The sequence below is a fragment of the Bradyrhizobium sp. LB13.1 genome, from assembly GCF_054056815.1.
Genome location: NZ_JBSRYQ010000001.1, coordinates 3,709,715 through 3,733,182, shown reverse-complemented (window position 1 = coordinate 3,733,182; position 23,468 = coordinate 3,709,715). Strand labels below are relative to the sequence as shown.

At 64.2% G+C, this 23,468-nt stretch carries 14 protein-coding genes and 6 pseudogenes; 5 read left to right on the top strand and 15 right to left on the bottom strand.

The window, feature by feature from the left end; translation table 11 throughout:
- Window position 1 precedes the first annotated feature (1 nt).
- Entirely contained in the window at window positions 2–1,081 is a 1,080-nt protein-coding gene (locus ACVWYI_RS17495; RefSeq protein WP_456662735.1) for a D-TA family PLP-dependent enzyme, read from the top strand.
- A gap of 111 nt (window positions 1,082–1,192) precedes the next feature.
- Here ACVWYI_RS17495 and ACVWYI_RS17490 read toward each other — a convergent pair.
- From ACVWYI_RS17490 to ACVWYI_RS17455, 8 genes and pseudogenes are all read right to left on the bottom strand, one after another.
- Window positions 1,193–2,369 (bottom strand): annotated as a pseudogene (locus ACVWYI_RS17490) (TIGR03862 family flavoprotein).
- A gap of 38 nt (window positions 2,370–2,407) precedes the next feature.
- Entirely contained in the window at window positions 2,408–3,325 is a 918-nt protein-coding gene (locus ACVWYI_RS17485; RefSeq protein WP_456662734.1) for an SDR family NAD(P)-dependent oxidoreductase, read from the bottom strand.
- A 234-nt stretch (window positions 3,326–3,559) separates the two neighbouring features.
- Window positions 3,560–4,049: pseudogene (locus ACVWYI_RS17480) on the bottom strand (MaoC family dehydratase).
- Window positions 4,050–5,768: an AMP-binding protein gene (locus ACVWYI_RS17475; protein WP_456662733.1), complete on the bottom strand. Its 1,719-nt coding sequence runs from the start codon at window positions 5,766–5,768 to the stop codon at window positions 4,050–4,052.
- A pseudogene (gene mmsB, locus ACVWYI_RS17470) lies at window positions 5,768–6,676 on the bottom strand (3-hydroxyisobutyrate dehydrogenase); the annotation flags it as partial. The pseudogene mmsB and the gene ACVWYI_RS17475, both read right to left, overlap by 1 nt.
- Window positions 6,677–6,689: 13 nt before the next feature.
- Window positions 6,690–7,758, bottom strand: a pseudogene (locus tag ACVWYI_RS17465) (enoyl-CoA hydratase/isomerase family protein).
- Window positions 7,755–8,900 (bottom strand): isobutyryl-CoA dehydrogenase, encoded by a 1,146-nt coding sequence (locus tag ACVWYI_RS17460; RefSeq protein ID WP_456662732.1) that lies wholly within the window; start codon window positions 8,898–8,900, stop codon window positions 7,755–7,757. Before ACVWYI_RS17460 ends, ACVWYI_RS17465 begins: the two are co-directional and overlap by 4 nt.
- Before the next feature lie 119 nt (window positions 8,901–9,019).
- Window positions 9,020–10,516, bottom strand: coding sequence for a CoA-acylating methylmalonate-semialdehyde dehydrogenase (locus ACVWYI_RS17455; protein WP_247345963.1), 1,497 nt, complete (start codon window positions 10,514–10,516; stop codon window positions 9,020–9,022).
- 103 nt (window positions 10,517–10,619) lie between these two features.
- Between ACVWYI_RS17455 and ACVWYI_RS17450 the strand changes: the two genes are divergently transcribed.
- On the top strand, window positions 10,620–11,528 hold the full coding sequence (locus ACVWYI_RS17450; RefSeq protein WP_354046790.1) for a LysR family transcriptional regulator: 909 nt from the start codon (window positions 10,620–10,622) through the stop codon (window positions 11,526–11,528).
- A 156-nt stretch (window positions 11,529–11,684) separates the two neighbouring features.
- Here the strand turns inward: ACVWYI_RS17450 and ACVWYI_RS17445 are convergent, their stop codons facing one another.
- Both ACVWYI_RS17445 and ACVWYI_RS17440 read right to left on the bottom strand, forming a co-directional pair.
- Window positions 11,685–12,305, bottom strand: coding sequence for a TetR/AcrR family transcriptional regulator (locus ACVWYI_RS17445; RefSeq protein ID WP_456662731.1), 621 nt, complete (start codon window positions 12,303–12,305; stop codon window positions 11,685–11,687).
- Window positions 12,306–12,369: 64 nt separating this feature from the next.
- The gene (locus ACVWYI_RS17440; RefSeq protein WP_456662730.1) at window positions 12,370–12,903 is read right to left on the bottom strand and encodes a PaaI family thioesterase; all 534 of its coding nucleotides are present in this window, start codon (window positions 12,901–12,903) and stop codon (window positions 12,370–12,372) included.
- A 155-nt stretch (window positions 12,904–13,058) separates the two neighbouring features.
- Between ACVWYI_RS17440 and ACVWYI_RS17435 the strand changes: the two are divergent.
- The 3 genes and pseudogenes from ACVWYI_RS17435 to ACVWYI_RS17425 all read left to right on the top strand — a co-directional run bounded on the left by ACVWYI_RS17435 (window position 13,059) and on the right by ACVWYI_RS17425 (window position 16,574).
- Window positions 13,059–13,830 (top strand): annotated as a pseudogene (locus ACVWYI_RS17435) (enoyl-CoA hydratase).
- A gap of 140 nt (window positions 13,831–13,970) precedes the next feature.
- Window positions 13,971–15,168: pseudogene (locus tag ACVWYI_RS17430) on the top strand (acetyl-CoA C-acyltransferase).
- A gap of 110 nt (window positions 15,169–15,278) precedes the next feature.
- The gene (locus ACVWYI_RS17425; protein WP_456662729.1) at window positions 15,279–16,574 is read left to right on the top strand and encodes an MFS transporter; all 1,296 of its coding nucleotides are present in this window, start codon (window positions 15,279–15,281) and stop codon (window positions 16,572–16,574) included.
- On the opposite strand, the gene ACVWYI_RS17420 is transcribed toward ACVWYI_RS17425, so the two are convergent.
- The 5 genes from ACVWYI_RS17420 to ACVWYI_RS17400 form a co-directional block, all read right to left on the bottom strand.
- Window positions 16,571–16,726, bottom strand: a complete 156-nt coding sequence (locus ACVWYI_RS17420) for a hypothetical protein (RefSeq protein ID WP_354103695.1) — start codon at window positions 16,724–16,726, stop codon at window positions 16,571–16,573. The genes ACVWYI_RS17425 and ACVWYI_RS17420 overlap by 4 nt on opposite strands.
- Window positions 16,727–17,429: 703 nt before the next feature.
- Window positions 17,430–17,993 carry a hypothetical protein gene (locus ACVWYI_RS17415; protein ID WP_247446820.1) on the bottom strand — a complete coding sequence of 188 codons (564 nt, stop codon included), beginning with the start codon at window positions 17,991–17,993 and terminating at the stop codon, window positions 17,430–17,432.
- 234 nt (window positions 17,994–18,227) lie between these two features.
- Window positions 18,228–19,949, bottom strand: coding sequence for a response regulator (locus tag ACVWYI_RS17410; RefSeq protein ID WP_456662728.1), 1,722 nt, complete (start codon window positions 19,947–19,949; stop codon window positions 18,228–18,230).
- Window positions 19,946–21,460, bottom strand: coding sequence for an ATPase domain-containing protein (locus ACVWYI_RS17405; RefSeq protein WP_247345932.1), 1,515 nt, complete (start codon window positions 21,458–21,460; stop codon window positions 19,946–19,948). Before ACVWYI_RS17405 ends, ACVWYI_RS17410 begins: the two co-directional genes overlap by 4 nt.
- Before the next feature lie 247 nt (window positions 21,461–21,707).
- The gene (locus tag ACVWYI_RS17400) at window positions 21,708–23,405 is read right to left on the bottom strand and encodes a GMC family oxidoreductase (protein ID WP_456662727.1); all 1,698 of its coding nucleotides are present in this window, start codon (window positions 23,403–23,405) and stop codon (window positions 21,708–21,710) included.
- Window positions 23,406–23,468 lie beyond the last annotated feature (63 nt).

Genomic DNA, 23,468 nt, shown 5'->3' with positions numbered 1-23,468 from the left:
CATGACAACGACACTCGCTGCAAAAATTGCCCGCGAATACGGCACGCCCTGCGCCGTCATCGACATGGACAAGGTCGAACGCAACATCGCGCGCATCCAGAAGGCCTGCGATGACGCGGGTGTCGCCAACCGTCCCCACATCAAGACGCACAAGAATCCGACCATCGCGAAGATGCAGATCGCGGCCGGCGCGAAAGGCGTCACCTGCCAGAAGCTCGGTGAAGCCGAGATCATGGCCAATGCCGGCATCGATAATATCCTGATCAGCTACAACCTGCTCGGCGACGAGAAGATGGCGCGGTTAGGGGCGTTGCAGGCCAAGGCCAACATGACGGCCGCTGCCGACAACTCGACCGTCGTCGCCGGTCTGCCCAAGGCCGCCGCTGCGTCGGGCCGACCGCTGTCGGTCGTCGTCGAATGCGATACTGGGCGCAAGCGCGCCGGTGTTGAAACGCCGGCCGAGGCGATTGCGCTCGCGCGCGAGATCGCCGCGTCCAAGGGGCTCGAGTTCGCCGGCTTCATGCTGTATCCGACCGAGACCGGCTGGGCGGACGCGCAAAAGTTCTACGACGAGGCTCTGTCCGGCGTGCGCGCGCACGGGCTGGATGCAAAAATCGTCTCGACCGGTGGCACGCCAAACCTGAAGAATCTCGGCAAGCTCAAGGGCGGCACCGAGCACCGCTTCGGCACCTACATCTACAACGACCGCATGCAGGTCGCCGCCGGCTCCGCCACCTGGGACGACTGCGCGCTGCACATCTATTCGACGGTGGTGAGCCGCGCCGCGCCCGAGCGCGGCATCCTCGATGCCGGCTCCAAGACGCTGACCACGGATACCGGCGGCCTCGACGGCCACGGCCTGATCCTGGAGCACCCCGAAGCCAAGATCGCGCGCTTCGCGGAAGAACACGGCTTCCTCGACCTCTCCCGCAGCAACACGCGTCCGAATGTCGGCGACATCGTGCGGATCGTGCCCAATCATGTCTGCGTCGTCGTCAACATGATGGACGAGGTGGTGATGGTGCGCGGCGAAGAAATCATCGGCACGCTTCCAGTCGCGGCACGGGGGAAGCTGCGGTAGGGGCTTCGACGATTCCACAGCCGTCATTGCGAGGAGCTCTTGCGACGAAGCAATCCAGACTACCTCCGTGGAGGATTCTGGATTGCTTCGCTACGCTCGCAATGACGGTGTTTAGCGGTCGAGCCACTTAAGCACACCCCTACCCGCCGCAGCCCCCGTCGCGAACGAGGCCTGAAGCAAATAGCCACCAGTCGGCGCCTCCCAGTCCAGCATCTCACCGGCTGCGAACACGCCCGGCAGCTTGCGGATCATGAAGTCCGCGTCGAGCTCGTCGAACGAAATCCCGCCGGCGCTGGAGATCGCGCGCGCGATCGGCGCCACGCCTGCGAGCTTGATCGGCACGGCGTTAATCAGCTCCGCCAATCGTTCAGCCGACATTGCCGACAACGATTGACCCGCACCGATGGCCGCTTCCTGCAACAGCCCGACAGCGACCGGAGACAGCTGCGCAGCCTTGCGCAAGAAGTTGGAGAATGATTGCTTGCCGCGCGAGGCGGACAGACGCTTGACGAGTTCGCCATGATGCACGTCCGGCCGCAAAGCGACGTGCAGGACCGCTTCGCCGTTCGCCGCAATCGCCTCGCGCAGTTCGGCCGACAATCCATAGATCGCCCCACCCTCGATCCCGCCGCTTGTGATGACGGCCTCGCCGCGCGCGCGCTGTGGACCGAAGGACAGCGTAACGCCCTTGAGCGGCTCGCCTTCGAAGCGCGTGCGGAAGATTTCGGACCAGGCGACGATGAAGCCGGAGTTCGCAGGCCGCAGCGGCGAGATTGAAATGCCTTTGTCGGCCAGGATCGTCGTCCAGCCGCCATCGGAGCCCAGTCGCGGCCAGCTTGCGCCGCCGAGTGCCAGCACCGTGGCGTCTGCGGCGATGGCGGCGGCGCCGCCGGGTTTTTCAAGGACTAGCCGTCCCTCCCCGTCCCAGCCCGTCCAGCGATGGCGAAAGGCAAAGCGCACGCCGGCGGCATCGAGCCGTCGCAGCCAGGCCCGCAGCAAGGGCGAGGCCTTGAACGCTTTCGGAAACACACGCCCGCTGGAGCCGACAAACGTCGGCTCACCCAGCGCCTCGCTCCAGGCACGCAAGGCGTCAGGTGGAAACGCTTCGATCGCCGCGTTCAGTTTCGGCGCCGCCTCGCGGTAGCGCGCCATGAACTGCGGCAGCGGCTCGGCTGTGGGTGAGATTGAGTCCGCCGCGGCCGGCCATCAAGAATTTGCGGCCCGCGGACGGCATCGCGTCGTAGACGGTGACCCGAGCACCGCCTTGCGCCAGCACTTCGGCCGCCATCAGCCCGGCAGGGCCGGCGCCGATGACGGCGACGGCTGTCAGAGTTTTACCCCGGCGCGCGCCGCGGCCTGCGCCACGTATTTCTGCGTCTGCTCGAACGCGCCCTGTAACGCCTTCGCCTTCGACATGTCGCTGATCTCGGCGAAATGCGCCGCGACCGCGTCCGGGGTCCACTCGGCCTCCGGCAGGTTGACGCCTTCGCTCTCGACGATCTTGATCACCGCGAACGAACCGGCGCCAGCGCCCATGATGGTGCGGGTCGGCGCGTCCTCACTGAGCATGTACTCGACCGCGGGCGTGATCGCGTTCGGCTTCATCAACTGAAGCGCCTGCGGCGGCAGCAGCTCTTCCGTCATGCGGGTTGCCGCCGTCGGCGAGATGATGTTGACGCGGATGTCGGTCTTACGGCCCTCTTCCGCCAGCACGTTCATCAGGCCGACCATGCCGGACTTGGCGGCACCGTAATTGGCCTGGCCGAAATTGCCGTAGAGGCCGGAGGACGACGTGGTCAGCACGATGCGGCCGTAGCCACGGTCGCGCATGCCGGCCCAGGCTGCCTTGCAGCAATAGAAGGTGCCGACGAGGTGCACGTCGAGCACCTTCTGGAAATCGGCCGCTTCCATCTTGCCGAACGATTTGTCGCGCAAAATGCCGGCGTTGGCGCACAAGAGGTCCACGCTGCCCCACTCCCTGGTGGCGCGCTCGACCATGGCGGTGACCTGCTCGAAATTCGAAACGTCGGCGCCGTCGGCCATCGCGGTGCCGCCGGCCTTGCGGATTTCCTCGACCACGGCTTCCGCGGGCGAGAGCGAACCGCCGCTGCCATCGCGCGCGCCGCCGAAATCGTTGACGACGACTTTCGCACCGCGGCTCGCCAGCCCCAGCGCATGCGCCCGCCCGAGACCATTACCCGCGCCGGTAACGATGGCGACGCGTCCGTCGAACCTGATTGCCATTGTGCAGTTCCTGCTTCTTCTTCCTACTCCCCTTGTGGGCGAAGGTGGCGCGAAGCGCCGGATGAGGGGTCTCTATCGACGGCGGAGCTCGCGGAGAGATACCCTCACCCGGCTTCGCGTTCCGCGAAGCCACCCTTTCCCACAGGGGAGAGGGTGAGAAAGCTCCGCGAGAGATTTGAACAGCTTTTGAGCAGCGATGGCTGGCCGGGTCAAGCCCGGCCATGCCGACCTACCCTAGGCGAAATAGATCAAGCCAAGCCACTCCGCGACCAGCGCGGGCTTGTCTTCGCCTTCGATCTCCACCGTGACGTTGGTGCGGGACTGCAGCTCGTTCGCCTTGCGCAGCTTGGCTTCCGCCAGGACGAAGCGGCCGCGGACCCGCTTGCCCGAGCGCACCGGCGAGATGAAGCGCAGCTTGTCGAAACCGTGTTGTTATGTAATTGACGCCCATCGTGGTGCCCGCGATGACGGGCATCACCTCATAGGACATGATCGACAGCAGCGACATCGTGAGGAAGCCGTGCGCGATGGTGGTGCCGAACGCTGTCTCCTTCTTCGCACGCTCCGGATCGACATGGATGAACTGGTGATCCTCGATCACGTCGGCATAGGTGTCGATGCGGGGCTGGTCGACCAGGTGCCACGACGACACGCCGATCTCCTTGCCGACCATGGCCTGATAGGCGTCCAAAGAAATCGGCGGCTTCTTCCAGACTTCGTTCACTTAGGTCTCACTCCGTGTTTTCGGCAGCTCCGGAAAATCCTCCTCGCGGAATTCCCGGCCGCGCAGGGGATCATTGCGGTCGTCGTCGCGCTCGAGACGTCGTAGCTGCACGCGGCGGATCTTTCCCGAGATCGTCTTCGGCAGCTCCGTGACGATTTCGAGGCGGCGGATGCGCTTGAACGGCGCAAGACGCGTGTGCAGATGTTGGAAGATGGAGAGCGCCGTCGCCGGCGAGCGCTCCGCGCCCGCGGTCAGCAGCACGAAGGCCTTGGGAACCGCGAGCCGGATCGGATCCGGGCTCGGCACCACGGCGGCTTCCGCCACCAGCTCATGCTCGAGCAACACGCTCTCCAGCTCGAACGGGCTGATGCGATAATCGGAGGATTTGAACACGTCGTCGGAGCGGCCGACGAAGGTGAGATAGCCATCCTCGTCTTCGAACACGACGTCACCGCTGCGATAGAGTTCGCCTTCGGCGCCGGACAGCCCGCCGTCGTCGCCCCGATATCCCTGCATCAGGCCGGCAGGGCGCTCACGGCCCAGCAGCAGCGCCACCTCGCCTTCCCTGGCAGGATAGCCGTCGGCGTCGCTGACCTGCACGCGGTAGCCCGGCAAGGGCCGGCCCATCGATCCGACCTTGATCTTTTGCCCGGGCGAGTTGCCGGCGAGCGCGGTCGTTTCAGTCTGGCCATAGCCGTCGCGGATGGTGAGGCCCCAGGCGGCCTGCACCTGGTCGATCACTTCAGGATTGAGCGGCTCGCCTGCGCCGCAGACCTCGCGCAACGCCACCTTGAAAGCTGCGAGGTTCTCCTGGATGAACAGCCGCCACACCGTCGGCGGCGCGCACAGCGTGGTGACGCCGCAGCGGCCGATGGTGGCAAGCAATCCCTTGGCGTCGAAGCGCGGCTGGTTGACCACGAACACGGTCGCGCCCGCATTCCACGGCGCGAACAAACAGCTCCAGGCGTGCTTGGCCCAGCCGGGCGAGGAGATGTTGAGATGGACATCGCCAGGCTTCAACCCGATCCAGTACATGGTCGAGAGATGGCCGACGGGATAGCTGCGCTGGCTGTGCCGCACCAGTTTTGGCTTTGCCGTGGTGCCCGAGGTGAAATAGAGCAGCATCGCGTCATCGGCGTTGGTCGGGCCGTCAGGCGTGAATTGCTCCGAAGCTTTTGCCGCTCCCTCATAGGCAAGCCAGCCGTCGGAGGCCGCACCGACCACAATGCGGACGATGTTCTCCGCACCAAGGCTGGTGAATTTTGCGACCTGATCCTCGGCGGCGACCACCGCCTTCGCCTTGCCGCGATCGAGCCGGTCGCGGAGTTCGTCGGCCGTGAGCAGCGTGGTGGCGGGAATCACGACGACGCCGAGCTTTATCGCAGCCAGCATCGTCTCCCACAGCGGAACCACATTGCCGAGCAGCAGCAGGAGATGATCGCCGCGCCTCAGGCCCTGCGCGCGGAAGAAGTTCGCCACCTGGTTGGAGCGGCGCGAGAGTGCCGCGAAGGACAATTTGGTCTGCCGGTCCTGTGCGGCATCGACAATCCAGATCGCAGGACGATCCTTGCTGTCAATATTCGCCGCCAGCTCGGCGTCGAACCAGTCGAGCGCCCAGTTGAAAGGAACCGGCTCGGGCCAGCGGAAGTCCTTGACCGCTGTCTCGTAATCCGTGCGGTTATGAAGCAGAAACGCGCGCGCTTCCTGAAATGTCGTCATCAAGCTTTCCCGGCCAGACCCCTAACGTGCTTGATAATTCCGGAAAAATCCACCCCGCCATGGCCGGCTGCGTCGAAGGATTGATAGATCTCCTGCGCATGCTTGCCGAGCGGCGTCGCCGCACCCGCGGCCTTGGCGGCGTCCTGCGCCAGCGTCAGATCCTTAACCATCAGCGCCGAGGCAAAACCCGGCTTATAGTCGTTGTTGGCCGGTGAGGTCGGCACCGGTCCCGGCACCGGGCAATAGGTCGTGAGCGACCAGCACTGGCCCGACGAGGTCGAGGCGACGTCGAACAGCGCCTGATGCGAGAGGCCGAGCTTCTCAGCCAACGCAAAGGCTTCGCTCACCGCGATCATGGAAATGCCGAGGATCATGTTGTTGCAGATCTTTGCCGCCTGGCCCGCGCCGGCGCCGCCGCAATGCACGATCTTCTTGCCCATTTTCTCCAGCACCGGCTTGGCTGCCACAAACGCGCTCTCCTCGCCGCCGCACATGAAGGTCAGCGTCGCACCCTTGGCGCCACCGGTGCCGCCGGAAACCGGCGCATCGACCGCGAGCACGCCGTTCTTGGCCGCCAGCGCATGCGCCTGCCGTGCGCTCTCGACGTCGATGGTGGAACTATCGATGATCAGCGCGCCCTTGGTCATCACGGGAACGACCTCGCCCCACACGCCGAGAACGTGCTTGCCGGCGGGCAGCATGGTGACGACGACATCGGCGCCCTTCACGGCGCCCGCCGCGCTGTCGGCTATGCCGGCGCCATCGGCCTTGGCCTGGTTGCGCGAGGCCTCGGCGAGGTCGAAGGCCACCACCTTGTGGCCGGCTTTGACCAGATTGGCCGCCATCGGGCCGCCCATGTTGCCGAGACCGATGAATGCAATCGTGGCCATCTCGATGTCCTCCCGTGATGCGTTTCGCTGATTAGTTGAACTTCAATTCGTCGGCGCCAATCTCGGCGAGATACGGCACAAGCAGGTCCGGCGTGACATCCTCGATGCGCGGCGGCGACCAGGTCGGATTGCGGTCCTTGTCGATCACGGCGGCGCGCACGCCCTCGCGAAAATCATCGCTGCGAAAGACTTCCAGCGCGGCGCGATATTCGCGCACCAGGCACTCTTCCAGGCTCGACGCCGTGCGTGCAAGCCGCAAAAGCTTCAATGTTACCACCATGCCGCGCGGTGACTTTTCATTGAGCGTCTTCAATGTCGCATGGGCGAACTCCGAGCCGTCGCGCTTGAGCGCAGCGACGATGTCCTCCATGCGGTCGAAGCCGAACAATGCGTCGATCGTCGCCTGCCTGGCCGCCACCGGCCCCGCGGCCTCGCCGGCGGCAAAACCGTTGATCAACTTGCTCACATCAGCCGCGGTCACGCCCTGGCGAACCTTGGTCAGCGCCTCGCGCAGCCCCGGCCATTTGGCAACCGGCACCACGGCATCGGCGAATTTCGCATGGATGGCGTCGGGGCCGTTCATGGTCTGGCCGGTGAGACCAAAAATAGGTGCCGATCTCGCCCGGCGAGCGTGACAACAGATAGGTGCCGCCGACATCGGGGAAGAAACCGAGCCCGACCTCGGGCATCGCGAGCCTGGTGCGCTCGGTGACGATTCGATGGCTCGCATGGGCCGAGAGCCCGACGCCGCCGCCCATCACGATGCCGTCCATGAAGGCGACATAGGGTTTTGGGAATTTCTTGATCCGGGCGTTGAGGATGTACTCCTCCCGCCACAGAATCTTGCCGAGATCGCCGTCGACCTTCGAACTCTCCCAGAGCGCGCGGATGTCGCCGCCGGCACACAGGCCGCGCTCGCCGGCACCTTCCAGCACGATCACGGCAACGGCAGGATCGGTCTCAAAACGGTCGAGCGCCTTGTCGATGCCGCGAAACATCTCCAGCGTCACGGCGTTGATCGCCTTCGGACGGTTGAGCCTGATAATGCCGGCCGAGCCTTCGACCCGTGCGACCAGATCGTGCTCTTCCACACCACTCATCGCCCGCCCTCGATCAGTTTGCGCGCCACGATGAGCCGCATGATTTCATTGGTGCCTTCGAGGATCTGGTGCACCCGCAAATCGCGCACGATCTTCTCGATCCCGTATTCGCTGAGGTAACCGTAGCCGCCATGGAGCTGGAGCGCCTGGTTGGCGACCTCGAAGCCGGCGTCGGTCCCAAAACGCTTGGCCATGGCACATAGCATGGTGGCGTCCGGGTCCTTGCGGTCCAGCGCCGCCGCTGCGCGCCACAAGAATGTGCGCGCGGCCTCGAGCTCGATTGCCATGTCGGCGAGGCGGAATTGCAGCGCCTGGAATTCCTCTAGGCGCTTGCCGAAGGCTTTGCGCTCTTTCATGTAGGAGCGCGCCTTGTCGAACGCGGTCTGCGCACCACCGAGCGAGCATGCCGTGATGTTGAGACGTCCGCCGTCGAGACCGGCCATCGCAATCTTGAAGCCGACGCCCTCTTCGCTTAAGCGATTGGCGACCGGCACGCGGGCGTTCTCGAAAATCACGGCGCGGGTCGGCTGCGCGTTCCAGCCCATCTTGCGCTCGTTGGCGCCGAACGAGACGCCCGGCGTCTTGCCGTCGATGACCAGGGTCGAGATGCCGCCGGGACCATCGCCACCGGTGCGCACCATCGCGACCAGGAGATCAGTACCACCGGCGCCGGAAATGAACTGCTTCTGGCCGTTCAGCACATAATGATCGCCGTCACGCACGGCGCGGGTGCGCAGCGCTGCAGCGTCCGAGCCGGCGCCGGGCTCGGTCAGGCAGTAGCTCGCAATCAGCTCCATGGTGCAGAGCTTTGGCAACCATGTGTGGCGCTGGGTGTCGCTGCCGTAGGCATCGATCATCCAGGACGCCATGTTGTGGATGGAGATGAAAGCCGAGGTGGTCGGACAGCCCGTCGCCAGCGCCTCAAAAATCAGCGCCGCGTCGAACCGCGTCATGGCGGAGCCGCCGACATCCTCGCGGATGTAGATGCCGCCCATGCCGAGCGTGGCCGCCTCGCGCATGGTTTCGACGGGAAAATGTTTCTCCTCGTCCCAGCGTAGCGCGTGCGGCGCGATCTTCGAAGCCGCAAACGCCAACGCCATGTCGCGAACCGCAATCTGATCCTCGTTCAGAGCGAACTGCATGATGGGCTGCTCACTGTTCTCGTCATTGCGAGGAGCGAAGCGACGAAGCAATCCAGTGTGTCCGAGGAGAAAGTCTGGATTGCTTCGCTACGCTCGCAATGACGGGCTGGGCTACAGCCTTACTTCATCAGCGGAATCGAGAACTCCGCGCCTTCCTTGACGCCGGACGGCCAGCGCGAGGTCACCGTCTTGGTCTTGGTGTAGAAGCGGACCGAGTCCGGGCCGTGCTGGTTGAGATCGCCGAATCCGGACTTCTTCCAGCCGCCGAAGGTGTAGTAGGCGATCGGCACCGGGATCGGCACGTTGATGCCGACCATGCCGACATTGACCTTGGCCGCGAAGTCGCGTGCGGCATCGCCGTCGCGGGTGAAGATCGCAACACCGTTTCCGTAGTCATGCTCGGACGGCAGCGCCAGCGCTTCCTTGTAGTCGTGCGCGCGCACGACCGAGAGCACGGGACCAAAGATCTCTTCCTTGTAGATCCGCATGTCCTTGGTGACGTTGTCGAACAGCGAACCGCCGAGATAGAAGCCGTTCTCGTAGCCCTGCATCTTGAAGCCGCGGCCGTCGACGGCGAGGGTCGCGCCTTCCTTGATGCCGATATCGATATAGCCCTTGACCTTCTCGACCGCCTCGCGCGTCACCAGCGGACCGTAATCGGCCGACGGATCGATCGAGGTGCCGATCTTGAGCGACTCGACGCGCGGGATCAGCTTTTCCATCAGGCGGTCGGCGGCGGACTTGCCGACGGGCACGGCCACCGAGACGGCCATGCAGCGTTCGCCGGCCGAACCGTAGCCGGCGCCGATCAGTGCATCGACGGCCTGGTCCATGTCGGCGTCGGGCATGATGATGGCGTGGTTCTTGGCGCCGCCAAAACACTGGCAGCGCTTGCCGGTCTGCGCGGCACGCTCGTAGATGTATTGCGCGATCGGCGTGGAGCCGACGAAGCCGACGGCCTTGATGTCGGGATCGTCGAGAATGGCGTCGACCGCTTCCTTGTCGCCGTTGACGACATTGAGGATGCCGGCCGGCAGGCCCGCCTCAATCATCAGCGCGGCCAGCATCATCGGCACGCCGGGATCGCGCTCCGACGGCTTCAGGATGAAGGCGTTGCCGCAGGCGATCGCGGGGGCGAACTTCCACATCGGGATCATCGCCGGGAAATTGAACGGCGTGATGCCGGCGACGACGCCGAGCGCCTGGCGCATGGAGTAGATGTCGATGCCGGGTCCGGCGCCTTCGGTGTATTCGCCCTTCATCAGATGCGGGATGCCGCAGGCGAATTCCGCGACTTCGAGGCCGCGCTGGATGTCGCCCTTGGCGTCGGGCACGGTCTTGCCGTGCTCACGCGCCAGCATCTCGGCAAGCTTGTCGTAGTCGCGCTGCACCAGCTCGACGAATTTCATCATCACGCGGGCACGGCGCTGCGGGTTGGTCGCGGCCCATTCCGGCTGCGCGGCGCGGGCGTTCTCGACGGCAGCGCGGACCTCGGCCTTGGACGCCAGCGCTACCTTGCCCTGGACGTCACCGGTCATCGGCTCGAAAACGTCGGCGGTGCGGCCCGATGTGCCCTTGACCTCCCTGCCGCCGATGAAATGTCCGATTGAACGCATGGAATGATCTCCCTGGAAGTCGAGCACGATCGCTTTGACAAATCCTATCAACCTGCATTTTATAGGATTCAAGTCTGAGATAATGCACCATAGATGTGCGAAAATGCTGGATCAAGGCGCTATCGACTGGGACGACTTCCGCTTTGTGCTGGCCATCGTGCGGGGCGGCTCGGTTTCGGCTGCGGCAAAACAGCTCGGCGTCGACCATGCCACCGTCATCCGCCGCGTCGACCGGCTGGAGAAGCACCTCTCGGCGAAGCTGTTTGACCGGCGCAAGACCGGCTACCTCCTGACAGAGGCCGGGCAGCGCGTCGCCGACAGCGCGGAGGCCATGGAATCGACCATCGTCGCCAACCAGGAGCAGGTCGGCGGCTCCGTGGCCCGGCTGACCGGCACGGTGCGGATCGGCGCGCCCGACGGTTTTGGGACTGCGTTCCTGGCGCCGCGGCTCGCGCCGTTCGCCGACCGCTATCCCGACCTCGATCTGCAACTGGTCGCGACCGCGCGGCTGTTCAGCCTCTCCAAGCGCGAGGCCGATATTGCCATCAGCCTGACCATGCCGAAGGAAGGCCGCATCGTCGGCCGCAAACTGCTCGACTACCGCCTCGGGCTCTATGCCGCGCCCGCCTATCTCGACCGTTTCCCGAAAATCACCTCGCGCGAGGTCCTGCCGCAACACCGCTTCGTCGGCTATATTGAGGAGCTGCTGTTCACGCCCGAGCTCGATTATCTGCCGCAGGTGTCGCCGAAGATCTCCGCACGCTTGCGCAGCGCCAATCTGATCGCGCAGCTCAACGCCACGCTCGCAGGCTTCGGTATCGCTGTCCTGCCGCACTTCATGGCTGCCGACTATCCGCAGCTGCTTGCGGTACTGACGGAAGAGGTCTCGATCACCCGCACCTTCTGGATGCTGATGCACGCCGACAGCAAGGACCTCGCGCGGATCAGGGCTGTGGCGGATTACATCAGCGAGATCGTCGAGCGCGAGCGTGCGCTGTTTGCGGGGCGGTGAATTCGGGGTGTTGAGAGCCCAACTGCCAGATCCTCATGGTGAGGAGGCGCGCAGCGCCGTCTCGAACCATAGAGGCCGGTATCTCACCCGCGACCATCCTTCGAGACGACCGCTTCGCGGTCTCCTCAGGATGAGGCCTGGAGCCTCTGGCTGTCGCTAATTCTGCTTCGCCTTCTTCGCCGCCGCAGTCTTCGGCTCACGGCGCGCGCCATCCAGCGCGCTCTCCCTGCCCGTCTTCAGCACCTCGTCCGACAGTTCGCTCGAGCCGGCGATGCGCGCCAACAGCATGGTGCCGGCCATGGTGGTCAGCGTCGCGATTGCCTGCTTGCGCGCGGCCTTGCGCGGGAGGTTCGGGATGAAATCGGTCATCATCTCGATCATCTCGTCGAGCTTGCCGGCAAAGGCCTTTCGCGTTTTCGGGCTCTCGCGGGCGATCTCGGCGCCGAGCGCGGGGATCGAGCAACCATGGCCGGGATTGTCGCGATGGAGCGCTGAGAGATAGGCTTCCGCGATCAGCGCCAGCCGCTTCTCCGGCGCGACCTCGTCGGAGATCTTGCGCCAATGGTCCATCCCGCGATCCATGGCGTAGCCAAACGCCTCGATCACCAGCGCCTCGCGGGAATCGAAATGCGCGTAGAAGCCGCCATGGGTCAGACCCGCTTCCTTCATGAGGTCGGCGACGCCAATGCCGTGGGCGCCCTTTTCGCGCAGCCGCACGGAAGCCTTCTTCACGATACGGTCGTGTGTTTCCTGCTTGTGTTCCCGGGAATAGCGCATGCTGGTCTCATTGAATGTCGAAGATCATCTCATAACACAGAAATGGACCAAGCGGCGCATTAATTCATGTTAAGATATTGCCGATCATCGAAAAGGTTGCAGTTGCATGGACCGCAAGCGCCCCCTTGCCGTCGCGCACAAAACCTTCGGCGTAGCTGCTCTGGCGTCCCAGCTTGATCACTTTACCTTCGGCCGAGATCAGCCCGGAACGAACCGAGAGCGGACGCAGGAAGGTCATTTTCAGATCGAGAGTGACCGAGCTCTGCCCGGCCTCCAACCGGGTCGAGATCGCACAGCCCATGGCAGTATCGATCAGCGCCGCGGCGGCCGCCCCGTGCAGGAGCCCGATGGTATTTTCGAGATCCTCGCGCGGCTCCAGTTCCATCACGATCCGGCCCGGTTCGACCACGGCCATCGTGAAGCCGATCAGTTTTGCAAAAGGCGGCGGCGGCAGGCGGCCGTCGCGGATGCCCATCATCGCATCCATGCCCGATAGCCCCATGGCCGCCTTTGCGACCGGCGCGGGCACTTGCCAGTCCACGACACGCTCGCGCCGTTGCGCGGGTGAAAACAGGTCGGGTTGATCGTTGTCGGGCATGGATACTCCTTTGCATGATGTACATCATGCTATCTCGCGGACTTCGCGCTGGCAACTCCGCCTCCCCCACCGCTTGACAACCAATGCGTTTCGGCTCGGAAGTGATCCTGAACGGCGTACCTTTGCGCAACGTCCACGAAATCAGAGATCCCATCATGGAAATGCTCAACCACCACTGCGGCGTGACGCGCGATGCGCGCGGCGTCGTTCATGTCGCGATCTGCAACGCCGGCTCGCTCAACATCCTCGGCTCCCCCGTGACCGATGCGGTCCGCGAAGGTTTGCAGAAGCTCGCGACTGATCGCAGCATCCGCGTCATGGTGCTGCGCGGCCAGAGCGAGAAGAGCATGATCGGCGGCGCCCGACATCAAGGAGATGGTGAAGCTCGACCAGACATCCGCCGAAGCCTTCATCAGCCGCCTGCGCGACCTCTGCGAGGCCGTGCGCGCCTTCCCCGCCCCCGTGATCGCACGCATGCCGGGCTGGTGCCTCGGCGGCGGGCTCGAAGTGGCCGCGGCCTGCGACTTCCGCATTGCCACGCATGATGCGCATTTCGGCATGCCGGAGGTACGCGTCGGCATCCCCTCGGTGATCCATGCCGCGCTGCTGCCGCGCCTGATCGGCTGGGCCCGCGCGCGCTGGCTGGTGATGACCGCCGAAAACATCGACGCGCCGACGGCGCTGGCCTGGGGTCTGGTCGACAAGGTCGCGCCGGAGGGCGGACTGGACGCGGCCGTCGAGCACCTCGTGCAGGCGCTGCTCGAATGCGGCCCCGAGGCGCTGCGATCGCAGAAGGCACTGCTTCGGCAATGGGAGGAACTGCCGCTGACGGAGTCGGTGAATTTGAGCGTGAAAGTGTTCGGCCAATCGTTCCTGACCGACGAGCCGACGCGGCTGATGCAAGCGTTCGTCGACCGGAAGCGGTAAGCCTGCCCCACAGCCTCCTTCCTTCGAACGAGCAAATCTCATCCGAGCCACGACAATTTCTCATGCCGGATGCGGTTGCATTTTTTGCGCCGCATCATATGATGGTCACAATCTTACCCACCATCGCAGGGAGTCCCGCCATGGCCGAAACCGCCGATCCTGTCGTCATTGTCTCCGCCGTCCGTAGCCCGCTCGGCCGTTTCATGGGCGAGCTGTCGCCGCTGCCCGCACACAAGCTCGGCTCGCATGTGATCGCCGCCGCGTTGGACCGTGCGAAGCTCGCGCCGGAAAAGGTCGACGAGGTCTTCATGGGCTGCGTGCTGCCGGCCGGCCAGGGCCAGGCCCCGGCGCGCCAGGCTGCGCGTGCAGCCGGCCTGCCCGACGCCACCGGCGCGACAACCGTCAACAAGGTCTGCGGCTCCGGCATGAAGGCGAGCCATGTTGGCGCACGACATCATTCGCGCCGGTTCGGCCGAGATCGTCGTCTCCGGCGGCATGGAGAGCATGAGCAACGCGCCGTATCTGCTGGCGAAGGCACGCGGCGGCTATCGCGCCGGCCATGACCGCATCATCGACCACATGATGATGGACGGCCTCGAAGACGCCTACGAGACCGGCCGCTCGATGGGCGATTTCGGCGAGGCGACTGCGGAAGCCTATCAGTTTACCCGCAAGGACCAGGACGCCTATGCGATGGAGACGCTGAGTCGCGCGCGCAAGGCGGTCGAGGGTGGCGCGTTCAAGGCCGAGATCGCGCCGATCACGCTGAGCGAGAAGGCAGGCCTGCGCATCGTCGCCAATGACGAGCATCCGCTGAAGGTCGATCCCGCAAAGATCCCCGGGCTGAAGCCGGCATTCCGCGCCAACGGCACCATCACGCCGGCGGCCTCCTCCGCCAACGCCGACGGCGCCGCCGCGCTGGTGCTGACGACGCGGTCGCTCGCCGATCGCAACGGCCTGCCCGCATTGGCAGAGATCAAGGGCCATGCCACCCATAGCCAGGAGCCGCAATGGTTCACCACGGCGCCGATCCCGGCGATCCGCAAGCTCCTGGACAAGGTCGGCTGGAGTGCCGGCGATGTCGATCTGTTCGAGATCAACGAAGCCTTCGCCGTGGTGGCGATGGCGGCGCAGCGCGATCTCGGCATTCCCCGCGAGAAGCTCAACATCAACGGCGGCGCCTGCGCGCTCGGCCACCCCATCGGCGCCACCGGCGCACGGCTGATCGTGACGCTGCTGCATGCGCTCGAAGCAAAAAACCTCAAGCGCGGTGTGGCGGCGCTCTGCATCGGCGGCGGCGAAGCCACTGCGATCGCGGTGGAGCGCCTGACGCACTGACGTAAAAGTCCGGAAATGAGGGAACTCTGTCATTTCCGACAGACGCGTCCCGTGCCATTCTGCAAACTCGCGCAGGTGTTTCAAATCCTGCCACCAAGGATTGAGGCCCAATGATCTCGAACTGGCTCGCGGCAACACTCGGCCGCCGCAATATTCACTACGGCTGGGTGATGGTCGGCGTGACCTTCCTCACCGCGCTGATCAGCGCCGGCACGGTCGGTGCGCCCGGTGTGTTCATCATTCCGCTTCAGAAGGAGTTCGGCTGGAGCACGGCGGAGATCTCGTCCGCGCTGTCGATCCGCTTCATCCTGTTCGGGCTGATGGCGCCGTTCGCTGCCGCGCTCCTGAACCGCTACGGCCTGCGCAACGTCACGCTGCTGGCTCAGCTCATCGTCGTCTCCGGGCTGATCCTGTCGCTCGGCATGACAGAGGTCTGGCAGCTCGTCGTACTGTGGGGCGTCGTGATCGGCCTCGGCACCGGCATGACCGCGCTGGTGCTGGGCGCCACCATTGCGACCCGCTGGTTCGCGGCGCGGCGCGGCCTCGTCGTCGGCATTTTGACCGCGAGCGTCGCCACCGGCCAGCTCGTCTTCCTGCCGCTGCTTGCAAGCCTGACCGAACGATACGGCTGGCGGCTTGCACTCGGCTTTGTCTGCATCGCGCTCTGCGTTTCCGCTCTGGGAGTTCTCCTTGTGATGCGGGACCGCCCGAGCGACGTCGGCCTGCGCCCCTTCGGCGACGAAGGCACCGAGCCCCTGCCCGGCCCGCCGGTCAGCCACGGCTCAATCACGGCTGTGGCACTCGGCACGCTGCGCGACGCCTCGAAGTCGCGCGCATTCTGGGTCCTGTTTGCGACCTTCTTCGTCTGCGGCGCATCCACCAACGGCCTCGTGCAGGTGCACCTGATCCCGATGTGCCTCGATTTCGGCATTCCGCAGGTACAGGCTGCCGGTCTGCTGGCTGCGATGGGCATCTTCGACTTCTTCGGCACCATCATGTCGGGCTGGCTGTCGGACCGCTACGACAACCGCCACCTCTTGTTCTGGTACTACGGCCTGCGCGGGCTCTCGCTGATCTTCCTCCCCTTCAGCGATTTCTCGTTCTATGGGCTCTCGATCTTCGCGATGTTCTACGGGCTCGACTGGATCGCAACCGTGCCGCCCACGGTGCGCCTCACCGCGCAGAAATTCGGACCCGAGCGCGCCAATCTGGTGTTCGGCTGGATCTTTGCCGGCCACCAGCTCGGTGCGGGCACCGCCGCCTTCGGCGCCGGCTTTTCGCGGACGGTGTATCAGAGCTATCTTCCCGCCTTCTTCATCGCCGGCGCACTCTGCGTGTTCGCCTCCTTGATCGTGCTGACGCTCTCGAGACAACCGAAGCCAAAGCCGCAAGCGGCGATGGCCTAGTACCTGATCGTGGTGGTGACGCCGAAGACCGCAGCCTCGACGTCGAGATTGCGCGCGCCGCCGCAGTGATATGGACCCCGGCTCTGCAGCGCACCGTCAAAGCGACGCTGCGCTGCGTCCGGGGCGCGAGACTGCGCATAAATTTCTTCCATTCAGAACGCATGGCTTCTCAGAACACATGGCTTCGCATTCTCGCGGCTCATTTCGCCCGAGCTTTGCTCTCTTCTTCGCACCCTCTCGCAAGAAAGGGCGCAGGGAAGGCCGGGCGCCGGCTGGCACCCGCAGTCCCGTGTGCGAACAAGACGCGCACGGGGTGGACCACAGGTGACGCCGGGCAACCGGCCTTCCCTGCGCGAATGGTATTACGGCTTATGACGCGCTCTCCCCGGGGAGCGATGCACTATTGCCCCCGTCGCCTCGCGGATGGCTGATGTGCTGGCCCGGTTGGGCAGCAGCATCACCACAAGACTTGACGCACAGACCCCGGGCGTCAGGACCACACGATTTTGCCGTCCGCGCACCTCCCCGCCCCTGTCCCCGATGCCTGGCGTGCGCTCGCCATCGAGACCGAACGGGGACGCTGTCAGCGCCGTGTCGTACCGCGTGTGCAGTTGCTCACGGGAAAACCCGCCCTGCAGCTTGCCCAGCGCGCCGACGCAGTCGCGGCCACCGCCTCCCGGCCCGCGTCTCGTGACGATCGCGAAACGCCCTTGTAGCGGGCCGGGATGAGCGCAAACTACGCCTTATCCGAACTTCTGTAAATACGAATATTATTCCAGCGCAGGCTTGACAGGGTGTTTTGCCCGACGGCTCCACGGCTCGTTACGTGCCCCCTGCCCTTGGCCGGCTGGTCTCTCAAGTGACCGAACCGCCGCGCGGGTTGACGATCGTATACCCACGCAATGAACGCGCATGCATTCGAGTCGCGTGTCCGCCCGAGTTGGCGTCGTAGGCCAACCAGGTGTCCCCTCCCAGGTGTTGTTCGAGGACGAACACATGTCCGCGTCGGGCTGCGACCATTCCCGGTGCGGGTGATGTCCGCGGAAAGCGCAGCCAGTTCGCCGCAAGATTCAACTCCGGCACGATACGGCCGAACACGCGCAGAGCCGCGCCGCAGCCGCAGAAGGAGGAAGGGCAACCTGCCGGACGACTGCCGACAATGCGAGCCTCAGCGATGCTCGCCGTCGCGGCGCCGTCTGCGTCGGTCACTGTCAGTTGCGTCGCGCGATAGGCTTGTAATGAGGACCTGGACGTTAGCGAGGACCTGGGAATCCGCTCACGGCGCGTTTGCGAATACGAAAGGTCGCAGGGCATCGTGACATTGCATTCGGGTGCTTGATGAATTCGATAGGGCCGTGCTTCGGAAGCGACTGAGCTAAAGGCAACAAATAGACACGCAGAAAGAACCGGCTTGAACATTGCAGGGCTCCAAATTGGAAGGACCCTGCCCCGACAACGAGAAACCAACAACAGTTTGGCTGAAATGGGCTCAAAGAGCGGCTGAAAGTGGCTGCCCTTGCAGGCCGCTCCCTGCAATCATCATAATCCACACGTAGCGACGGGCATGATTAGCTCGCAGAACGCGAATGCTTATCGTTGCAACTGAGACGCGGCTGCGTGTGCATTCGCTACTGACGCCGGACTGCAAGCCGATCATGAGGCCCAATCACGACGCCCCAGAGCGCTTGCTTTCTGCGCGTCAATTCGAAAGTCCGACTTGGCTGCGCCGAGCGCTGCGGCGAGTTCGTCGATGTGGTAGGGTTTCGGCAAAATCTGGACGCCGGCCGTTTCGGCGTCGCGAACCGCGGCTTCGGCGTATCCGCTCGTCAGCAGAACCGGGATGTCGCTTCGCCGTCTCTTGATCTCGCGCGCGAGTTCGACACCGTTCATGCCGCCCGGCATCATGATATCCGAAAACACCAGATCGACGGAGCGGCCGTCCGCCAGGGCACCGAGCGCCGCCGCAGCACTCGCCGCGCGCGTGACCTCGTAGCCGAGTTGCGCCAGCATCTCGCTCACCAGCGCGGCGACCTCGTCATCGTCTTCGACGAGGAGGATCCGGCCATGGTTGGCCTTCTTCGGCCGCGCCCTGTTCAGATCGATGAAATGGCGTTCACCAGAAGGGATGTTCCTGGATCGCGGCAGATAGAGCTCGATGCTGGTGCCCTCGCCGACCGTCGATTTGATTCGAACCGTCCCTCGTGACTGCGTCGCAAATCCATGGACCTGGGCAAGCCCCAGGCCCGAGCCTTTCCCGACATCCTTGGTCGTGAAGAACGGCTCGAAGACCCGCGCCAGGATCTCCGGGCTCATTCCAACACCTCTATCGACCACGGACAGACGAACGTAATCGCCCGCGATCTCGTCCTCGGTCAGGCCGGCCAGGTTCTCGCCACGGACAACGATCGTGCCACCGCTCGGCATCGCATCGCGGGCGTTGACCGCCAGGTTGAGAATGACCAGTTCGAGCTCTCCCGGATCGACTTCCACCGGCCAAAGACCATCCGGAAAATCGAACTCGACGTGAACGTCGCCTCTCAGGCTCCGATCGAGCAATTCGCGCATGCCGCCGATCTGCGATGCGATGTCGACAGCCACGGGCCGGAGCTTCTGCCGCCGCGAAAAAGTCAGAAGCTGCCTGGTCAAGCCGGCACCGCGCTGCGCCGCCTGGACCATTCCTTCCATGAGACGACGCCGACGATCAGGATCTGTCTGCCGGTCGAGCAAATCGAGGCCGCCGGAGATCACCATCAGCAAATTGTTGAAGTCGTGAGCTACGCCGCCGGTCAATTGTCCGATGGCCTCGATCTTCTGGGCCTGACGAAGCGTCTCCTCGACGCGGGCGCGCTCTTCCATTTCGGCCCGCAGATGCTTGTTGGCCTCCTCGAGCGCACGGGTGCGCTCGGCCACGAGCTTCTCGAGCTCTTGGGCCGTCCGCTCGCGCGCCTGCAGCAAGGTTCGAATTTCATATTGCCGCCGGCGGGCCCGCATTGCGGATTGAACCGCGCTCGTCAGCGTGATCGGCTGAACCGGGCGTTCAAGCAACGAAACGTTGCGGAGTGTCTCGACGATACTGCGGCGCCAGGCAACCACCGCCGGCTGCTCCCGATGGCTGGTGAGAATGACAAAGGGCAGGTCAGACCAGGGCGGCTGCCTCTCGATCCAATGTGCCAGCGGCTGGGTATCCTTCCCGAACAACCCCTCCTCGGCCAGAAGGACCGCGCCCACGCCCGCCGACATCTCGCTGACCAGTTCAGGGAGACCTCGACAATTGATCGCTACGAGATTCGAATTACGTAAAAGCTCGACCGATGCCGGTCCATCGCGGCCGATCGGGGCAAACACGAGAACGCAATGATCGCGGGCAGCGCTCATTCCGCCGGCCCTTCTGGTATCTCCGTGCCCGTATAACGTGGATTTCCGGAGAAGATGCCGCTGAACTCGCTCAGCGGAGGACCCAGCGTGATGCCGGCACGGCCCAGGCGAAACTCGCGGATGGTATTTTCATGATTGCCGCTGCGTTTCTTCACGACCGAGAGGGCACGCCGCACCGTTCCGCCGACCTCGAAATAGCGCAGCATGAGCACGGCATCGCTCAAATAGCTGATATCAAGAGCCGTTTCCATCGGGCCGACCAGCCCATGTTGGGCGAGGATCAGGACGGTCAGCACGCCTTTTTGCGCGAGATAGCTCAGGAGCTCATGCATCTGGAGGATGAGAAATCGCTCATCCGGCATCGCGTTGAGGTAGCCGTTCAGACTGTCGATGACGACAATTCTGGCGTTATCCTTTTCGACGCTCTTGCGCACATTGGCGGCGAATTCCCCGGGGGACAGCTCGGCGGGATCGATCTGTTGAAATCGGATGAGTCCCGATTGCAGGTAGCTTTCGAGGGGCATCCCAAGCGTTCGAGCCCGGGCTTCCACGGTGCCGCGACCTTCATCGAAGGCAAAGAACACCGCATGCTCACCGCGTTCTGCCGACGCGATCGCATAGGTCAGCGCGAGAGACGACTTGCCGACACCGGCGGCGCCCAGAAGAAGCGCACTGGTGCCGCGCTCGAGCCCTCCTCCCAGAAGGAGATCGAGCTGCGCGTTGCCGCTGGGCGTGAACTCGCCGACAAACGAGGCGTGATGTTCCGCCGCCACCAGACGGGGGAATATCCGCACACCTCCCGCTTCGATCGTGAAATCGTGGAAGCCGCCGCGAAACCGAATGCCGCGCATCTTGATCACGCGAAGCCGCCGGCGCTCTGCTCCATAATCGATGGCGAGCTGTTCGAGCATGACGACGCCGTGCGCGATCGAATGGAGTTGCAAATCGTCCTGGGAGGACGAGAGGTCGTCGAGGAGAATGACCGTGCAATTGCGGTTGGTGAAAAAGTGCTTCAGGGCCAGAACCTGGCGCCGGTACCGCAGCGGGTTCTGCGCAAGGAGGCGCAGCTCGGACAGGCTGTCCAGCACCACGCGCGCGGGATTGATCCGTTCGACTGCCTTGAATATCAGGCCGGTCGTTTCGCTCAGCTCCATTTCGGCGGGATGGAAAACGGTGAGCTCCCGGTCCGGATCGAGCGTCGTCTCCGGCGGGACAAGTTCGAAGATGTCGACGCCTTGCAGCGACCAGCCGTGGCGCTGCGCAACCAGCGTCAGCTCACGCTTGGTTTCCGACAAGGAGATATAGAGCACGCGTTCACCGCAGCGGGCGCCCTCAAGGAGGAATTGAAGCGCCATGGTGGTCTTGCCCGAGCCGGGCCGACCCTCGTAGAGATACATGCGATTGGGATCGAGCCCGCCATAGAGGATGTCGTCGAGGCCCTGACTGCCGGTCGAGATCCTCGGCAAATCTTCGGACTCGCTGGTTTGGGCCCCACTCGAAGAATCGGTCATAGAACCCCCTGAAGGTCTATCGCCAAAAAAAGACGCGCCCTGGCCCGGTTCGGGGCCGCGCAGTCTAGCGCCCCGGTTCCAAGCCGAAAGGCGAGATTTGGCAAAGAACGCCGGAGGCCGGTTCCCGGTTCCGCATCAGGACGCATGTCCCCAGACCGTCTCCTGCGGAACAGTTCCGAGTATTCTCCTGCCTAATTTCAGGTTCTACCGCCTGATTCGCGGCGGACGGCGCAAAAAGCGAACCAGCTCACTGCATCATCGCAGCCGCGATCTTCTCCGCCGACATCAGGACCGGAAAGTTGGTGTTGGCGCAGGGCACCACCGGGAAGATCGAGGCGTCGACGACGCGCAGTCCCTGCACGCCCTTGACGCGGCCCTCTGTATCGACCACCGCCATCGGATCTTCCGCCCGGCCCATGCGGCACGAGCAGGAGGCGTGCCACACGCCGATGGTCGCCTTGCGCACGAAGGCTTCCAGCGCCTCGTCGTCGTTGATCACGTCGTCGAAGGTAAAACCCTCGACCACGAAATTGTCGATCATGTAGTGGCGCAGCGCCGCCGGCCCGTCCATCAGGGCCGCGGCGATTTTTGTCAGTATCCGGTTCCTGGTGTTGACCACGCCGATCTTGCGCACGCGGTCGGTATAGGAGGCCGGGAACGGCTTGTCCGTCACGGCCCTGACGACGTCGCTCATCTGCACGGCCGCCATCTTGCGGAAACCGCTCATCAGGCGATCGAGATCGCGGCGGTCCGATAACAAGTTGAACTCGACGATCGGCTCGGCTGCCGGGTCGCGCGAGGCGAGCTTGATCTGTCCGGTCTCGGAATAGGTCTTGTTGACGAACGTCAGCAGCGATCCGATCTGCTCGCCGACGGCGTGCCAGGCCGATTTGCTGAGCAGGACGACGAACATGTCGCCTTTCGGTACGCCTTCGAGCCCGGACGAGTAACGCAGGCCAAGCTGCATGTGGCGCCTGGTGTGCTCGTTCATGCGCGCGCCGCGGCGGACAAAGGACGACAGCGAGATCGAGGGATGATCCATCAGGCGCTGGCCGACACCTTGCAGCCCCATCAGGACTGGAATGCCCATATCCTTGAGGTGACCGACCGGGCCGATGCCGGCGCGCAACAGATGCGCCGGCGAATGGATGGCGCCGCTGGAGAGAACGATTTCACGGCCGCGGAATTCCTGCTCCCGTCCGTCGACAGTCGCCTTCACACCGACGCACCGCGTGCCTTCGAACAGCAGCTCTCTGACTTGCGTGTTGGTGGAGATCGTCAAGTTGGCGCGCTTGCGCGTATCACGATCGAGATAGCCCATCGCGGCCGAGACGCGTTGCTCGGCCTGGTTGGAGTGCGTCACCGGGAAAAACCCGTCGACGAACTCGCCGTTCTGGTCGGCCAAGTATTGGTGGCCGGCCTGCTGGAAGGCGTCGGCGAACGCCTGCGAATGTCGCGTCCAGTGCTCCCGCGGGATCCGGCGAACCGGGATCCGACCGTCCTTGCCGTGGTACGGGCCGTCGAAATCGAGATCACGCTCGACCTTCTTGAAGAAGGGCAGCACGTCATTCCAGCTCCAACCCGCGGCGCCGCGCGCTTCCCATTCGTCGTAATCGGTCGGCGCGCCGCGGTTGGCCATCTGGCCGTTGATCGAGGAGCCGCCGCCGAGCACGCGCGCCTGCTCGTATTTGCGTAAGGGCGGACGTCCCTCGTTCGGATTGTTGTGGCTGACGATCTGGGTCGTGACCTTGAGCTCGGTCCAGTGGAAGCGCGGATCGAAATAGGCCGTGCCCGGATAGCTGTCCCTGATCTCGGCCGGCTCGTCGCCGGGCGGCGTGTCCTGTCCGGCTTCGCAGAGCAAAACCTTGTTGGCGCTCTTTGCGGAGAGCCGGTGGGCCAGCACGGACCCCGCCGAGCCGCCGCCCACGATAATGAAGTCGTACACGATTGGCGCTTCCTCTTGTTCTTGTCCGGGGAGCGTAGCGCGTTCTTGTTTTGAGGTCACGCC

Coding starts and splice junctions, on each gene's coding strand:
- ACVWYI_RS17460 (WP_456662732.1), bottom strand. CDS start 8,900: ATGCAGTTCGCTCTGAACGAGGATCAGATTGCGGTTCGCGACATGGCG.
- ACVWYI_RS17485 (WP_456662734.1), bottom strand. CDS start 3,325: ATGGCAATCAGGTTCGACGGACGCGTCGCCATCGTTACCGGCGCGGGT.
- ACVWYI_RS17440 (WP_456662730.1), bottom strand. CDS start 12,903: ATGCCCGACAACGATCAACCCGACCTGTTTTCACCCGCGCAACGGCGC.
- ACVWYI_RS17450 (WP_354046790.1), top strand. CDS start 10,620: ATGCTGGATCAAGGCGCTATCGACTGGGACGACTTCCGCTTTGTGCTG.
- ACVWYI_RS17475 (WP_456662733.1), bottom strand. CDS start 5,768: ATGACGACATTTCAGGAAGCGCGCGCGTTTCTGCTTCATAACCGCACG.
- ACVWYI_RS17420 (WP_354103695.1), bottom strand. CDS start 16,726: ATGGAAGAAATTTATGCGCAGTCTCGCGCCCCGGACGCAGCGCAGCGT.
- ACVWYI_RS17405 (WP_247345932.1), bottom strand. CDS start 21,460: ATGACCGATTCTTCGAGTGGGGCCCAAACCAGCGAGTCCGAAGATTTG.
- ACVWYI_RS17495 (WP_456662735.1), top strand. CDS start 2: ATGACAACGACACTCGCTGCAAAAATTGCCCGCGAATACGGCACGCCC.
- ACVWYI_RS17425 (WP_456662729.1), top strand. CDS start 15,279: ATGATCTCGAACTGGCTCGCGGCAACACTCGGCCGCCGCAATATTCAC.
- ACVWYI_RS17455 (WP_247345963.1), bottom strand. CDS start 10,516: ATGCGTTCAATCGGACATTTCATCGGCGGCAGGGAGGTCAAGGGCACA.
- ACVWYI_RS17445 (WP_456662731.1), bottom strand. CDS start 12,305: ATGCGCTATTCCCGGGAACACAAGCAGGAAACACACGACCGTATCGTG.
- ACVWYI_RS17415 (WP_247446820.1), bottom strand. CDS start 17,993: ATGTTCAAGCCGGTTCTTTCTGCGTGTCTATTTGTTGCCTTTAGCTCA.
- ACVWYI_RS17410 (WP_456662728.1), bottom strand. CDS start 19,949: ATGAGCGCTGCCCGCGATCATTGCGTTCTCGTGTTTGCCCCGATCGGC.